The 14214-nt window shown below is 69.5% G+C and carries 16 protein-coding genes; 10 read left to right on the forward strand and 6 right to left on the reverse strand.

The window, feature by feature from the left end; translation table 11 throughout:
* Positions 1-58 precede the first annotated feature (58 nt).
* Positions 59-676 (forward strand): exonuclease domain-containing protein, encoded by a 618-nt coding sequence (locus tag QSU92_RS01825; protein WP_289264495.1) that lies wholly within the window; start codon positions 59-61, stop codon positions 674-676.
* Positions 677-733: 57 nt separating this feature from the next.
* Complete coding sequence (locus tag QSU92_RS01830) at positions 734-2038, forward strand: DNA recombination protein RmuC (RefSeq protein WP_289264496.1); 1305 nt, start codon at positions 734-736, stop codon at positions 2036-2038.
* 10 nt (positions 2039-2048) lie between these two features.
* On the opposite strand, the gene QSU92_RS01835 is transcribed toward QSU92_RS01830, so the two are convergent.
* Positions 2049-2252 carry a UDP-N-acetylmuramyl pentapeptide phosphotransferase gene (locus QSU92_RS01835; protein ID WP_179560413.1) on the reverse strand — a complete coding sequence of 68 codons (204 nt, stop codon included), beginning with the start codon at positions 2250-2252 and terminating at the stop codon, positions 2049-2051.
* A 159-nt stretch (positions 2253-2411) separates the two neighbouring features.
* Positions 2412-3401, reverse strand: coding sequence for a class II fructose-bisphosphatase (glpX, locus tag QSU92_RS01840; protein ID WP_289264497.1), 990 nt, complete (start codon positions 3399-3401; stop codon positions 2412-2414).
* Between the two features lie 235 nt (positions 3402-3636).
* On the opposite strand from glpX, the gene fbaA reads away from it, so the two are divergent.
* The gene (fbaA, locus tag QSU92_RS01845) at positions 3637-4668 is read left to right on the forward strand and encodes a class II fructose-bisphosphate aldolase (protein WP_289264498.1); all 1032 of its coding nucleotides are present in this window, start codon (positions 3637-3639) and stop codon (positions 4666-4668) included.
* Positions 4669-4687: 19 nt separating this feature from the next.
* Here the strand turns inward: fbaA and QSU92_RS01850 are convergent, their stop codons facing one another.
* Genes QSU92_RS01850 through QSU92_RS01865 form a run of 4 tightly spaced genes read right to left on the reverse strand, consistent with a single transcriptional unit; the run spans position 4688 to position 7626 of the window.
* On the reverse strand, positions 4688-5236 hold the full coding sequence (locus tag QSU92_RS01850; RefSeq protein WP_289264499.1) for an MOSC domain-containing protein: 549 nt from the start codon (positions 5234-5236) through the stop codon (positions 4688-4690).
* Between the two features lie 28 nt (positions 5237-5264).
* Positions 5265-6005, reverse strand: coding sequence for a formylglycine-generating enzyme family protein (locus QSU92_RS01855; RefSeq protein ID WP_289264500.1), 741 nt, complete (start codon positions 6003-6005; stop codon positions 5265-5267).
* Complete coding sequence (locus tag QSU92_RS01860) at positions 6002-6568, reverse strand: DUF6264 family protein (protein ID WP_289264501.1); 567 nt, start codon at positions 6566-6568, stop codon at positions 6002-6004. Before QSU92_RS01860 ends, QSU92_RS01855 begins: the two co-directional genes overlap by 4 nt.
* Positions 6565-7626 (reverse strand): 4-hydroxy-3-methylbut-2-enyl diphosphate reductase, encoded by a 1062-nt coding sequence (locus tag QSU92_RS01865; protein ID WP_289264502.1) that lies wholly within the window; start codon positions 7624-7626, stop codon positions 6565-6567. The genes QSU92_RS01860 and QSU92_RS01865 overlap by 4 nt, the downstream gene beginning before the upstream one ends.
* A 58-nt stretch (positions 7627-7684) precedes the next feature.
* Here QSU92_RS01865 and xseA point away from each other — a divergent pair, with 58 nt between their 5' ends.
* The 7 genes from xseA to QSU92_RS01900 all read left to right on the forward strand — a co-directional run bounded on the left by xseA (position 7685) and on the right by QSU92_RS01900 (position 14202).
* Entirely contained in the window at positions 7685-9007 is a 1323-nt protein-coding gene (gene xseA, locus QSU92_RS01870) for an exodeoxyribonuclease VII large subunit (protein ID WP_289264503.1), read from the forward strand.
* The gene (locus tag QSU92_RS01875; protein ID WP_422880404.1) at positions 9004-9249 is read left to right on the forward strand and encodes an exodeoxyribonuclease VII small subunit; all 246 of its coding nucleotides are present in this window, start codon (positions 9004-9006) and stop codon (positions 9247-9249) included. The genes xseA and QSU92_RS01875 overlap by 4 nt, the downstream gene beginning before the upstream one ends.
* Complete coding sequence (locus QSU92_RS01880; RefSeq protein ID WP_289264505.1) at positions 9249-9893, forward strand: DUF4245 family protein; 645 nt, start codon at positions 9249-9251, stop codon at positions 9891-9893. Before QSU92_RS01875 ends, QSU92_RS01880 begins: the two co-directional genes overlap by 1 nt.
* A gap of 32 nt (positions 9894-9925) precedes the next feature.
* Positions 9926-10543, forward strand: a complete 618-nt coding sequence (locus QSU92_RS01885) for a carbonic anhydrase (protein WP_289265786.1) — start codon at positions 9926-9928, stop codon at positions 10541-10543.
* Positions 10544-10615: 72 nt separating this feature from the next.
* Positions 10616-12010: a class II fumarate hydratase gene (locus QSU92_RS01890; protein WP_289264506.1), complete on the forward strand. Its 1395-nt coding sequence runs from the start codon at positions 10616-10618 to the stop codon at positions 12008-12010.
* Between the two features lie 66 nt (positions 12011-12076).
* Positions 12077-13549 (forward strand): sensor histidine kinase, encoded by a 1473-nt coding sequence (locus QSU92_RS01895; RefSeq protein WP_289264507.1) that lies wholly within the window; start codon positions 12077-12079, stop codon positions 13547-13549.
* Positions 13546-14202: a response regulator transcription factor gene (locus tag QSU92_RS01900; protein ID WP_289264508.1), complete on the forward strand. Its 657-nt coding sequence runs from the start codon at positions 13546-13548 to the stop codon at positions 14200-14202. Before QSU92_RS01895 ends, QSU92_RS01900 begins: the two co-directional genes overlap by 4 nt.
* Positions 14203-14214 lie beyond the last annotated feature (12 nt).

Consider the following 14214-nt stretch of genomic DNA (forward strand, 5'->3'; position numbering starts at 1 on the left):
CCGGCGAACATCGGCGCGCCTCGGACACCGGCGGCCGGGTGACGGAGAGGGTGAAGCCGTGCCTCTGGACTTCACCGCAATCGACTTCGAGACGGCGAACTCCAGCAGCGCTTCGGCATGTGCGGTCGGCTTGGCGCGGGTCCGCGGCGGGGAGGTCGTCGCCACCGCGGGGTGGCTCATCCGCCCGCCCGCCGGCCACGACCACTTCTTCGACATCAACATGCGCATCCACGGCATCCGACCGGAGGACGTCCTCCACGCCCCAAGCTGGTCCGATCAGCTCGGCGACCTCGCCGGATTCGCCGGCGGCGACGTGCTCGTGGCGCACAATGCCGGCTTCGACATGGCCGTGCTCGCGCGCGCATGCGAGGCGACCGGTGACGAGTGCCCACCCTACCGGTACGCGTGCAGCCTGCAGGTGGCGCGCAAGGTGTATCAGCTGCCGTCCTATCGACTGCCCTTCGTCGCCGCGGAGGCGGGATTCGCCGAGTTCGCCCATCACAACGCCGTGGCCGACGCCCTCGCGTGCGCGCATGTGATGATCGATGCGGCGCGACGCGTCGCCGCCGACGACATCGACGACCTGGCGGCGTGGACCGGTGTCCGGGTCTCGCAGATCGCCGTCGCCGCCGCGCCGGCGCCACGGCGTTCGGTGTCGTTCGAGGCCGTCGCCTAGGCGTGAGACCTCACGCGCCGCGCAGGCGATGTCCTACCCCTCGGGCAGGGTGAGGTCATGGACGCGCTCCTTCTTCCCCTCCTCGTCACGGTGAGCCTCTTCGCCGGGGTTCTCGCCGGCTGGACGCTCGCAACGATGCGCGCGCACAGCCGTACGGCTGCCGTGCGCGAGCGCCTGGCGGCCTCCCAAGCCTCTGAAGCTGCGATCGGGGCACAGCTCACCGAGCAGCTTCGGCTCTATCGGGACTTCGTCGCGCAGTCCCGCGCCGAGCAGGCGACGCGCGAAGAACGAGAGCGCCGCGAGCAGGCGGTCCTTCGGGCCCTCGCGCCGGTCGCCGAGACCCTGCAGACGATGCAGCATCGCGTCGGCGAGATCGAACGTGAGCGGCAGGAGCAGTTCGGCAGTCTCGCCGAGCAGCTCCGTCGTGCGCAGCAGTCCGACGAGGCCCTGCGTGCCACGACCGAATCCCTCGCGTCGGCACTGCGATCGGGCACCACGCGTGGAGTGTGGGGCGAGACCCAGCTGCGTCGGGTCGTCGAAGCGGCCGGACTCACACGGCACGTCGACTTCGATCTGCAGAGCGCCGTGAGATCGGATGCCGGCGGCGGGCGTCCCGACATGGTGATCCGACTGCCCGGCGACAAGGCGATCCCCGTCGACGCGAAGGTGCCGCTGGACGCCTACCTCGAGGCATCGGCCATTTCCGACGGAGCCTCCGGTGAACCGGCGGTGCGCCGCCGTTCACTGCGCGAGAAGCACGTCAAAGCCGTCCGCGCACATGTGGATGCGCTGTCGAAGAAGGCCTACTGGGCGGGGCTTCGCTCGAGCCCCGAATTCGTCATCTGCTTCATGCCGAGCGAGTCGCTCTTGGCCGCGGCGCTGGAGGACGATCCGTCGCTTCTGGACTACGCCTTCAGCCGGCGCGTGGCGATAGCCTCGCCGGTCAACCTGTGGGCTGTCCTGAAGACGGTGGCCTACACCTGGACGCAGCAGGATGTCTCGGCCGACGCCCGCGTGCTGTTCGACCTGGGCACCCAGCTCTACGACCGCCTCGGCACTCTCGCCGGCCATGCTGACGAGCTGCGCCGGGCTCTCGAGCGCACCCTCGATGCCTACAACGGCCTGGTCGGGTCGCTCGAATCCCGCGTCCTCGTGACCGCACGGAAATTCCCCGGCATCGATGAGACCAAGATCGATGCGCTCCGCGCGCCCGCGGCTGTCGAGTCCGGACCGCGCAGATTCACCGCGCCCGAACTGCTCGACGATCTCGACGCGACGTCGGCGCCATCAGACGAACCGGCGCCCGCCGTGGCGGCGGATATCGGCGTCCTCCGGGACCGGCTCGGTCCCGAACGCCGCTGACGAGATGCGCTCAGGCCCCGCCGGGGACGAAGCTCAGAAGGGTGATGACCGCGATGGACACTCCGGCGAACGCGCCGATCATCCACCACGGCGAGAGCTGATGGTCTTCATCCCGGCGCACCCGGAACAACACATCGGGGCGGCGGGCGGGGTCGACGGCGTCAGCGATGACCGCCTGAGCTCCCGTCTGCGGACCCACGGACTGTACCGACATGGAGTAACCCCCTGCTGTGGATGAACGACACGTGACTCCGTTGGCACTGAGGTCAATTGTGCCAGAACCGTCCACAGATACCCGTCACGACTGCGTCACGATCGACGATTCGCTAGAGTTCGCCCTTCGCTTCCGCGTGTCCGCACGACGAGGTCGCGTTCAGAGCCACTTGGAGGTCAGATGCTCCGACGTGATGCGGCGAAGGGTCCCCGAGGCGCCGCGGAGCACGACGCTCTCGGTGTAGACGTGGTCTCCTTCGCGACGCACGCCGTCGACCAGCTGCCCGTCGGTGACACCGGTGGCGACGAAGATGGTGTTGCTGCCCTTCACCAGGTCGTCGGCCTCGTACACATGGTCATTCAGGAGAAGACCGGCGTCGATGCCCTTCTGCTTCTCGTCATCGTCACGGGGCCACAGCACACCCTGGATGTGGCCGCCCAGGGCCTTGATCGCGCACGCGGTCACGATGCCCTCCGGACTGCCTCCGATCCCCACGCACATGTCCGTGCGGGCGTTGTGGCGCGCCGCATTGATCCCGCCGGCGACATCGCCGTCGCTCATCAGACGAGTGCCGGCCCCGGCGTCGCGGATCTCCGCGATCAGCCGCTCGTGCCGCGGGCGGTTCAGCACCGAGACGACGACCTCGTCGACGGGTTTGCCGAGCGCCTTGGCCAGCCGCCGGATGTTCTCGCCGATGGGGAGACGGATGTCGACCACGCCGACGCCGGCGGGACCGGTGACGAGCTTGTCCATGTAGAACACCGCCGAGGCGTCGAGCATCGATCCGCGGTCGGACACCGCGATCACCGAGAGGGCGTTGTTGCGCCCCGCAGCCGTCAGCGAGGTACCGTCGATCGGGTCGACGGCGATGTCGCACTGCGGGCCGCGGCCGTTGCCGACGCGCTCGCCGTTGAACAGCATCGGAGCGTCATCCTTCTCGCCCTCGCCGATCACGATCGTGCCGTCGAAGTTCACCGTGGTGAGGAAGGCGCGCATGGCGTCGACCGCGGCACCGTCGGCGGCTTCCTTCATCCCGCGGCCGATGAAGGGCACGGCGCGGATGGCCGCTGCTTCGGTGGCCCTCACCAACTCCAGAGCGAGGTTGCGGTCGGGGTGCAGGGGGCTCATGTCGCCGGTGATGCTCACCATGTCTCCAGCCTAGCCAGCGCCGGAGGCGAGCCACCGGCCCAGGGCAGGCCGGAGAGCGAAGGAACGCCGGTTCTTTCACCGTCGGTAAGTGCGCAGCGCTCGCCGTTCGCTTCGCAGACGGGCATGCGGCCGAGCCCTTCGCTAGAGTTTCGATCGACCCGCGTTGCGCGGAGCCCGCACGACCGACCCATCCCAGGCCACTCGACGACAGGCCGCTCGACAACAAGGAGTCCTCATGCCCGTTGCCACCCCGGATCAGTACGCCGACATGCTCTCCCGCGCCAAGGCCGGCGGGTTCGCGTACCCGGCGATCAACGTGTCGAGCTCGCAGACGATCAACGCGGTGCTCCAGGGACTGACCGAGGCCGGTTCGGATGGAATCATCCAGGTCACCACCGGCGGCGCGGACTACTTCGCCGGGCACACTGTCAAGGCTCGCGCCGCCGGAGCCCTCGCCTTCGCCAAGTTCGCCACCGAGGTCGCCAAGAACTACCCCATCACCGTCGCCCTGCACACCGACCACTGCCCCAAGGAAGCGCTGCCGAACTTCGTGCTGCCGCTCATCGAGGCATCCGAAGAAGAGGTCAGAGCCGGCCGGAACCCCATCTTCCAGTCGCACATGTGGGACGGCTCGGCCGTGCCGCTGGATGAGAACATCGACATCGCGAAGGACCTCTTGCCGCGCCTGAAGAGCATCAGCGCGATCCTCGAGATCGAAGTCGGCGTGGTCGGCGGCGAGGAGGACGGTGTCGCGCACGAGGGGTCCAACGAGGCGCTGTACACGACCGTCGGCGACGTGACCAAGGCCGTCGAGGCACTGGGACTGGGCGAGAACGGCCGGTACATCTCGGCGCTCACCTTCGGCAACGTCCACGGCGTGTACAAGCCCGGCAACGTCAAGCTCCGTCCCGAGCTCCTCGGTGAGATCCAGGAGGGCATCGCCTCGCGCTTCGGCACCGGCCCGAAGCCTCTCGACCTGGTCTTCCACGGTGGCAGCGGGTCCAGCGACGAGGAGATCGCCCTGGCCGTGGCCAACGGCGTGGTGAAGATGAACATCGACACCGACACGCAGTACGCGTTCACCCGCGCGGTGGCGGGCTACATGTTCTCCCACTACGACGGCGTCCTCAAGATCGACGGCGAAGTCGGCAACAAGAAGCAGTACGACCCGCGTGCCTGGGGCAAGATCGCCGAGTCGGCGATGGCCGCGCGCGTCGTCGAGGCGACCCACCAGCTGGGCTCGGCGGGCCAGTCGCTCGGCGTCTGAGGGCGACCGCGCCGACCGTTCAGACGCCGCGGTAGACCTCCAGGATGGTGGGTGCCCGCTCGGGGCGCTCCACCACCTCCACGGGGTCTCCCGCGCCGGCTGAACCGGTTCTCCGGACGCGCAGGTAGGCACCCAACCGGCCCTCGTCGGAGAAGCGCTTGACCCAGCCCCGCGCGTGGCTGCCGCCGACCCAGCGGGCGAATGTGGCGCACGGCGTGCGGGGCATCGTCACTTCGAGCTCCAGACGATCCCCGACGCGCCAGATCTCGCCCACGCGTGCCGCATTGACATCGATTCCGTCGACCCGGAGATTCTCGCCGAACCATCCGGGCGGAAGATCCCGTCCCAGCTGGCGTGCCCAGAAGTCGGCATCCTCCTGCGCGTACGCGTAGAGCGCCTTGTCCAGCCCGCCGTGGTGCCTGCGATTGGCCTGGACATCGCCGCGCACGCCGTAGCGGCCGACGGGTGCCTGCCCCTCGATCGGGCGTTTGTCGATGGCGGTCACGCCGTTGGTTCCGGTGTCGGGTCGAAGCTGGTGGACCGCGCAGACGGCGAGGAGGCGAGGCATCCGATCAGCCTAGGGCGATGAGCCGGAATCAGCGCAGCGGCGTCCAGCCGAAGGGCACGGGGCCATCCGTCTCCGCCCGCCGGAGGTCGGCCTCGGCGGACCATCCCTGAGCTGCATCAGCGGCGTCGAAACCGCCGCGGGCGATGCGGAACCCGACGTCGTCGTGCGACGACCTGGGTGGTCCCCCACGGCGCGTGGATGCTCGCACACTCCACGCGTCATCCGCGAATCCGCCGCCTCGGAAGACGCGGTAGTCGGCGTAACGGGCCGGGTCGAGATAGTCCCAGCACCACTCCCACACGTTTCCGAGCGTGTCGAACAGCCCAAAGAGATTCGGGTGCTTCCCGCCGACGGCCTGGGGACCCCCGACGCCGTCGGCGCTCGTCCAGGCGACATCGGCGAGCGGACCGTAGTGGGGGCCGCTCGAGCCGGCTCGGCAGGCGAACTCCCACTCGGCCTCGGTGGGCAGTCGGAATCCATCGGCATCGACGTGCCACGTGACCTGCTCGCCGTCGTAGGTGTAGGCCGGGTCCAGGCCCTCCCACTCCGACGCCGCGTTGCAGAAGCGGATGGCACGGAGCCAACTCACCTCCGACGCGGGCCGGCGCGAATGACGCCCACCGTCGAGCATCTGTGCCGTCTGCTCCTCGGTGACGGGATACACGCCGATCTCGAACGGCGCCAACTCGACCGTCCGGCGCGCCTTCCGGCGCGCGTCGTGCAGCACCACCGTGCCACCGGGGATGGCGGCGAGCGCGAAGTCCGTCACTGCGAGAGCAGCGCCCCCATGAGCGCGGGGTCGCTCAGGAGCGGCACCATCAGGAGGGCACCCGAGAGGAGGTTGAACACGACGCCTCCCACGATCGGCACCCAGAACGTGATCTTTCCCCGCTGGAGCATGATCCACGACACCGCGGCCGTCAGCAGAAGACCGACCCCCAGCACCACGGATGCCGCGACGCCCCACGCGCGGCCGTTGAGGCTCGGATCGGGCGCCTCCGCGACGCCCATGAACTCGAAGAGAGTCTGGACGTAGCCGTTGTAGTCCACCAGTGCCGGAATGGCCGTCGCGACGGAGAACACCGCGTAGACGAGCAGGGCGATCGTGAGGACGCGGTCGAAGAACCGGCGCCGCGAGGCGATGAGGTTCGGCGCGCCGTCTTCGGCCGGCGCCGGTGTCGGCGCCGGCGCGCCGGGCGCGGCCTCGGACGGTGCGGCGCCGGTCTCCAACGCGACGGTGACGTCGGGCTGCTGGATCCGCGCCCGCTGCTCCTCGGGGGTGGCGTACTCGCCGTACTGCGGCCGCGGCCGAGGATCGGAACCGTCGGTCACGCGCGACCCCGGCCGCCCAGGGCGCGCTCGTCACGACGACCCGCCGGGTCGGTCCGCAGCTCCTTGGGAAGGGAGAACATCAGATCCTCCTCGGCGGTCCGCACCTCTTCGACGTCGCGGTACCCGGCCCCTGAGAGCTCGGCGAGCACCTCTTGGACGAGCACCTCGGGGACGGAGGCCCCGCTGGTCACGCCCACGGTCTGCACGCCGTCCAGCCACTCCTGCTGGACCTCATCGACATAGTCGACCCGGTAGGCCGCTTTCGCGCCGTACTCGAGGGCGACCTCGACGAGGCGAACGCTGTTGGAAGAGTTCGCCGAGCCCACGACGATCACGAGATCGGCGTCTCTCGCAACCTTCTTGATGGCGACCTGCCGGTTCTGCGTGGCGTAGCAGATGTCGTCGGACGGCGGGTCCTGCAACTGCGGAAACCGCGTGCGCAACCGTCGGACGGTCTCCATCGTCTCGTCGACGGACAGGGTCGTCTGCGAGAGCCACACGACCTTCGAGGGGTCACGCACGTCCACGAGATCCGCCTCGTCGGGCGAATTCACTACGGTCACATGATCAGGGGCTTCACCTGCGGTGCCCTCGACCTCTTCATGGCCCTCATGACCCACGAGCAGGATCTCGAAATCATCGCGGGCGAACCGCACGGCCTCGCGGTGCACCTTCGTCACCAGCGGGCACGTCGCATCGATGGCCTGCAACCCTCGATCGGCGGCAGCGGAAACGACGGCCGGCGACACTCCGTGCGCGCTGAAGACCACATGCGCGCCCTCGGGGACTTCGTCGACCTCTTCGACGAAGATCGCACCCTTCTGCTCCAACTCCGTCACGACGTGGATGTTGTGCACGATCTGCTTGCGGACGTACACCGGCGCGCCGTAGCGATCGAGCGCCTTCTCGACCGCGATCACCGCCCGGTCGACACCGGCGCAGTAGCCGCGCGGAGCGGCGAGGAGCACCTTCTTCGGTCCGGACACCGGGATATCCTGGAGCCGCCCGCGGCGCCCCGGTATGCGGGGAACGGGAAGGCTCACGGTCGGAGTGCTCATCCCCTCGATTCTACGGGGCAACCGGCCCTGACGACCCCGATCGACCGATGGAGTCCCCATGACCACCTTCCAGCCCGCCGCGGTCCCGGGCGAGGCGCCGCCGCCCGACTCGGTCCACCCCCGCGATTCCCGTTCGGAGACTCCGACCTCGGTCTCACGGCTGAACGACACCATCCGGGGGTTCATCGAGCGCTGGGGCTCGGTGTGGGTCGAGGGCGAGGTCACCTCGTGGAACGTGCGCGGGGGCAACGTCTTCGGTCGCATGAAGGACCTCGCGACCGACTCGACGGTCTCGTTCCGGGTCTGGTCCTCGACGCTGCAACGACTCCCGCGCGATCTCAAGGTGGGCGACCACGTCATCGCGTGCGTCAAGGCGGACTACTTCGTCCGCACCGGCGATTTCACCTTCGCCGTCTCGGCGATGCGGCACGTCGGCTTGGGCGACCAGCTCGAGAAACTCGAGAGGCTGCGCCGGAAGCTGCGCGCCGAAGGACTGTTCGACCCGGCACGGAAGAGAGCCCTGCCGTTTCTGCCGCGCACCATCGGCCTCATCACCGGAGAAAGATCCGACGCGGAGAAGGACGTGCACCGCAACGCGGAGCTGCGCTGGCCCCAGGTGGTCTTCCGTACGGCCTATGCCGCTGTACAGGGCGATCGCTGCGTGCCGGAGACGATCGGTGCGTTGAAGGCGCTGGATGCCGACCCCGAGGTGGACGTCATCATCATCGCGCGCGGCGGGGGCGATCCGCAGACGCTGCTGGGTTTCAGCGACGAGCGCCTGCTCCGCGCGGTCGCCGAGGCGCAGACCCCGGTGGTCAGCGCCATCGGACACGAGAACGATCACCCGCTCCTCGACGACGTCGCCGACGTGCGCGCCTCCACACCCACCGATGCCGCCAAGCGGGTGGTGCCGGATGTGGCGGAGCAGCGGGCGCTCATCGGACAGCTGAGGTCGCGGATGACCTCGCGCCTGACCCAGCGGGTGTCTCACGACATCGCGCAGCTGGAGCAGCTGCGCTCCCGTCCGGTGCTGAGGTTCCCGGAGCAGCTGGTGGACGCAAGGACACAGCAGGTCTGGCTGGCCACGGCACGCGGCCGCGACGTCGTCGACCGGGCTGTGCACGGCGCGGAGCGCGCCACCGCGGAACTGCGTGCCTCACTGCGCGCGCTCTCCCCCGCTTCCACGCTCGCGCGCGGGTACGCCATCGCGCAGGGAGAGGACGGCCACGTCGTCCGTGACGCGACCGATGCGCCGCCCGGAACGAAGCTCGTCGTCACGGTGGAGCGGGGAATCATCGCCGCACGATCGGAGGGTGTCTCCGATGTCACCGTCGCCGGCGAAGGGTCGAGGGATGGGCGTGGCGGAGCGGAACTAGAATGACGGGTATGACCGGGGCGAGCGAGGGCGTGGCCGACATCCAGGCGATGACGTTCGAACAGGCTCGCGACGAGCTCGTTCGCGTGGTCGCCGAACTCGAGCAGGGAACTCCGACTCTCGAGCATTCCCTCGCCCTGTGGGAACGGGGCGAGGCCCTCGCCGCACGCTGCGAGGAGTGGCTGCTGGGTGCCAAGCGGCGCCTTGACGCCGCCCGTTCGGCCGTCACCGCCCCACAGGGGGGCTGATGGCCCGCGACCCGAAGATCGTCGCCGAGCTGGGGCGTCCCGAGACCCCGGATGAGGCCGCGGACCGCAAGGCCGCCTCCTCGCGCACCTACCGGGCGAGCCAGAACACTCGCAACCTCGTCGCCGCGCTCATCGCGACCCTCGCGGTCGTGCTGGTGATCATCCTCGCCGTACCCCGCGGCGCTCCGCCCGAGCGCGAACCGATCGATGTCGCCGGGGTCGCCGCGCGCATCTCCGCGAACGAGAACCGGACGCTGGTCGTCCCCGACGTCCCCGCCGAATGGCAGGTCAACGTCGCGACCGTCGAGGGGGATTCCGTCCGCGCCTGGACGATCGTCTACGTCCCCGCCGAAGACCGGGGCTTCGTGAGGGTGGCACAGGGGTTCGGGGCCGATGAGGGCTGGCCATCGCGCACCCTCCGGGGTGCCGAGGTCGCCGACACCATCACCATCGGCGGTGTGGCATGGGACCGCTACGAGATCCGCAATCCGTCCGCGGCCGGCAATGTCGCCGCCGCTCTGGGCACCACGTCGGGTGAGGACACCATCCTCATCTACGGCACCACCGATCAGGCAGCGCTGGAAGAGGCTGCGACCGCCGTCGCCGCCGAACTGCCGCTGCCCACCGAGGAGGAGGGTCCGTGAGCGAGACCAGTCCGCAGCAGGTGTGGGACGAGATGAAGCGCGGCAACGCGCGATTCGTGGGCGGCGAGCCGCGCCATCCCCGACAGGATGCCGAGCGCCGCCACGAGGTCGCCGCGGGGCAGCGCCCGCGCGCGGCGCTGTTCGGCTGCGCCGACTCGCGGCTGGCGGCGGAGATCATCTTCGACAAGGGGCTCGGCGACCTCTTCGTCGTCCGCAACGCCGGACAGGTCGTCTCGGACTCGGTCATCGGAAGCCTCGAGTACGCCGTCGCCGTGCTCGGCGTGCCGCTGATCATCGTCCTCGCGCATGACGAGTGCGGAGCGGTACGGGCCGCCATCGACTCGGTCCGCCCTGACGCACCCGCCTTGCCACCGCACATCTGGCGGCTGATCGCCCCCATCGTCCCGGCCGTGCAGCGCGTCGTGCGCGCCGACCCCACCTCGGGTGCCATCGACGGCGAGGCGGTGGGCCGCGAGCACCTGCGCGACACCGTCGGCGACATCCTGAAGACCTCGGAACTGATCAGCGAGGCCGTCGCCGAGGGCCGCCTGGCGGTCATCGGGGCGAACTATCGCCTGGCCGAAGGCGTGGCCGTCCCCGAAGTCATCGTGGGCGCCGTCTCCGACGACCTCACCCCCTCGGCCGCCTGACCGGACGACCGACATCCGACCCAGCCCTTCGCCGCGCCCCGCGGCACCCGTCACACCTCGGAGGACAACGACGTGACCGACATCGATTACCGCATCGAACACGACACCATGGGCGAGGTGCGGGTGCCCAAGGACGCGCTCTACGCCGCCCAGACGCAGCGCGCCGTGGAGAACTTCCCGATCTCGGGAGATCCGCTGGACCCCTCTCAGGTCGTCGCACTTGCGCGCATCAAGAAGGCCGCTGCGCTGGCGAACAAAGAACTCGGCACCCTTGACGGCGAGATCGCCGACGCCATCGCGCGCGCGGCGGACCGCATCATCGCGGGAGAGTACGCCGACCAGTTCCCGATCGACGTCTACCAGACCGGCAGCGGCACCTCGTCGAACATGAACATGAACGAGGTCCTGGCCACTCTCGCCACCGGCGACCTCGGTCGGACGGTCCACCCGAACGACCACGTCAACGCGTCGCAGTCGTCCAATGACGTCTTCCCCACCTCGGTCCACATCGCCGTGACCCAGGAGCTCATCGACGACCTGATCCCCGCGCTGGACCACCTGGCCGTCGCGCTCGAGGACAAGGCTCAGGCATGGGCCGAGGTGGTGAAGTCCGGCCGCACCCACCTGATGGATGCCACACCCGTCACCCTCGGGCAGGAGTTCGGCGGATACGCCCGCCAGATGCGCCTGGGCATCGAACGTGTGCAGTCCGTCCTCCCCCGCGTGGCCGAAGTCCCACTCGGCGGCACCGCGACCGGCACGGGGATCAACACCCCCGTGGGCTTCCCTCAGCGCGTCCTCGAACTCATCGTCGCGGAGACCGACCTGCCGATCACCGAGGCGAAGGATCACTTCGAGGCGCAGGGCGCGCGCGACGGCCTCGTCGAGGCATCCGGCGCCCTCCGCACCATCGCGGTGTCGCTGACGAAGATCAACAACGACATCCGCTGGATGGGCTCGGGGCCGAACACCGGCCTCGCGGAGCTGCACATCCCCGACCTCCAGCCGGGCTCGTCGATCATGCCGGGCAAGGTCAACCCGGTCGTGCCCGAAGCGAACCTCATGGTGTGCGCACGGGTCATCGGCAACGATGCCACCGTCGCCTGGGCGGGTGCCTCCGGGACGTTCGAGCTGAACGTGGCGATTCCCGTCATGGGCACCGCGGTGCTGGAGTCCATCCGCCTGCTCGCCAACGCCGTCCGGCTGCTCGCCGACAAGACCATACGGGGTCTGGAGGCCAACGTCGAGCGCGCCGCGGCCTACGCCGGCATGTCGCCGTCGATCGTCACGCCGCTGAACAAGCTCATCGGATACGAAGCGGCGGCGAAGATCGCCAAGCACGCCGTCGCCCAGGGGATCACCGTGCACGACGCGGTGATCGACCTCGGCTACGTCGAGCGCGGCGAGCTCACCGAGGCGCAGCTGCACGAGCGGCTGGACCTGCTGTCCATGACCCGACCGGGGTGAGCCCCGCGCGCTGCACCTGAACTCCGCATCCGCCCCCAGGGTCCGCGGGGGGCGATAATCAACAGCGTGGTCCGTATCCCGCGTCCGCTGTCGGCCAGAACGCGCATCCTTGCCGCGGTGCTCGCCGTCGCGTGCGTCGGGTTGACCCTGGTGGGAAGCGTGACGTTCCTCGTTCAGCGGGACATGGTGCTGAGCGAGATCGACGACCGCTTGGAGGGGCAGGCCCAGAGTCTGCTCTCCGTCGCGGAGTCCGAAGACGACGTCGCCGAGATCGACGACTTCGACACGGTCGAGGAGTTCCTCCGCGCGGCGATGGACCGCACGGTGCCCTCTCGCAACGAAGCCGCTCTCGCGATCCTCGACGGCACGACGCTCATCGGTCCGGGCGTCGCCTCGGGTATCGACATCTCCGAAGACGACGCCCTCATCGAGCGCATCCTCGCAGGGGTGGAGCGCGGCGTGACGGTCACCCCGAGGACGGCGGTCACGCCCGAGGGGACCCTCCGCTACATCGCCGTTCCAGTGTCGCTTCCGGCCGATCCGTCGCGGGGGGTCGTGGTGCGGTCGGTGGAGCTCGGAGCCGCGCTTCGTCCGGTGGCGTCGGCGCTCGTCACCTACGGCATCACGGCAGTCGCCGTGCTCGCAGCGATCGGCGTGGTCGGGTGGTTCGTCACCGGCCGGCTGCTCTCGCCCATCCGCCGGCTCCGCGAGACCGCGGACGCCATCACCCTCACCGACCTCTCCCCCCGCCTGCCGGCCGAGGGCACCGACGACATCTCCGACCTCAACCGCACCGTCAATTCCATGCTCGACCGCCTCGAGGGGTCGGTCGACGTCCAGCGCCAGCTGCTGGACGACGTGCGCCACGAGCTGAAGACGCCCATCACGATCGTCCGCGGGCATCTGGAGATGATGAACCCGAGGGATGTCGCCGACGTCACCTCGACGCGGGAGATCAGCATCGCCGAGCTCGACCGGATGACCCGGCTGGTCGAGGACATCGATCTCCTGGCGGCGGTCGAGGGCGACTCCTTCGCGATGGGCGAGGTCGACCTCGCCCTCCTCACCGCCCGGATCGGCGAGCTCGTGGCGGTGATCCCCGGGCACCGGTGGCGGATCGATGACATCGCCGACGGCGCGATCCCGGGCGACGCCGACCGGCTGCTCCAGGCGTGGCTCCAACTCGCCGACAACGCCGCGAAGTACACCCCCGCCGGTTCGCCGATCGAGCTGGGCAGCACCTGGGATGCCGCGGGCGCGCGGCTGTACGTGCGAGACCACGGCGGCGGCATCCCGCCCGCATTCCGGCACCGGATCTTCCGCCGCTTCGACCGCGCCGACGGTGCCAGACTGGCCGGGGGGTCGGGTCTGGGTCTTGCCATCGTCGATGCGATCTCGAAGGCACACGACGGCTACTGCGCGGTCACCGATACCCCCGGTGGCGGCGCCACCTTCACCATTCACGTCCCCCCGGCGACGGCGGAGCTTCCGGCTCCGGTGCGCGCGGGCGACGTGCTGCAGCGGGAGTCCAGCACATGACGACGATCCTCATCGCCGAAGACGAGCCACGCATCGCCGCATTCGTCAGCCGGGGCCTGGAGAATGCCGGGTTCACCACGCTCCTCGTCGCCGATGGCGCCGAGGCGCTCACTGCGGCACTCCGCGACGGGGTGGATCTCGTTCTGCTGGATGTCGGCCTGCCGACGATGGACGGCTTCGAGGTGCTCCGCGAGCTGCGCGCGCGCGGATCGGCCGTCCCTGTCATCATGCTCACGGCCCGCACGAGCACCCGCGACACCGTCGAGGGACTCGACGCCGGAGCGAACGACTACGTCCGAAAGCCCTTCACGTTCGAGGAGCTTCTGGCGAGGGTGCGCTCGCGCCTGCGCGAGAGCCCCGTACCGGCGGGGATGACGCTGCGTCACGGTGACGTGATGCTCGATCTGCTCGGCCGTCGTGCCACGGTGGGCGGCGACGAGGTCGAGCTCTCGGCGCGCGAGTTCGCGCTGGCCGAGCAGTTCCTGCGCAGTCCCGGTCGGGTCCTCAGTCGCGAGCAGCTGCTCAGTCGCGTCTGGTCGCTGGATTTCGACCCGGGATCGAACGTCGTCGACGTCTACGTCCGATACCTGCGCGCCAAGCTCGGCGCTCATCACATCGTGACGGTGCGCGGCGCGGGCTACCGCTGGGAGTGAGAGGTGAGAGCC

This window comes from Microbacterium sp. ET2, assembly GCF_030347395.1.
GTDB lineage: Bacteria > Actinomycetota > Actinomycetes > Actinomycetales > Microbacteriaceae > Microbacterium > Microbacterium albipurpureum.

Coding starts and splice junctions, on each gene's coding strand:
- fbaA (WP_289264498.1), top strand. CDS start 3,637: ATGCCCGTTGCCACCCCGGATCAGTACGCCGACATGCTCTCCCGCGCC.
- glpX (WP_289264497.1), bottom strand. CDS start 3,401: ATGGTGAGCATCACCGGCGACATGAGCCCCCTGCACCCCGACCGCAAC.
- QSU92_RS01900 (WP_289264508.1), top strand. CDS start 13,546: ATGACGACGATCCTCATCGCCGAAGACGAGCCACGCATCGCCGCATTC.
- QSU92_RS01865 (WP_289264502.1), bottom strand. CDS start 7,626: ATGAGCACTCCGACCGTGAGCCTTCCCGTTCCCCGCATACCGGGGCGC.
- QSU92_RS01850 (WP_289264499.1), bottom strand. CDS start 5,236: ATGCCTCGCCTCCTCGCCGTCTGCGCGGTCCACCAGCTTCGACCCGAC.
- QSU92_RS01835 (WP_179560413.1), bottom strand. CDS start 2,252: ATGTCGGTACAGTCCGTGGGTCCGCAGACGGGAGCTCAGGCGGTCATC.
- xseA (WP_289264503.1), top strand. CDS start 7,685: ATGACCACCTTCCAGCCCGCCGCGGTCCCGGGCGAGGCGCCGCCGCCC.
- QSU92_RS01880 (WP_289264505.1), top strand. CDS start 9,249: ATGGCCCGCGACCCGAAGATCGTCGCCGAGCTGGGGCGTCCCGAGACC.
- QSU92_RS01885 (WP_289265786.1), top strand. CDS start 9,926: ATGAAGCGCGGCAACGCGCGATTCGTGGGCGGCGAGCCGCGCCATCCC.
- QSU92_RS01830 (WP_289264496.1), top strand. CDS start 734: ATGGACGCGCTCCTTCTTCCCCTCCTCGTCACGGTGAGCCTCTTCGCC.
- QSU92_RS01875 (WP_422880404.1), top strand. CDS start 9,004: ATGACGGGTATGACCGGGGCGAGCGAGGGCGTGGCCGACATCCAGGCG.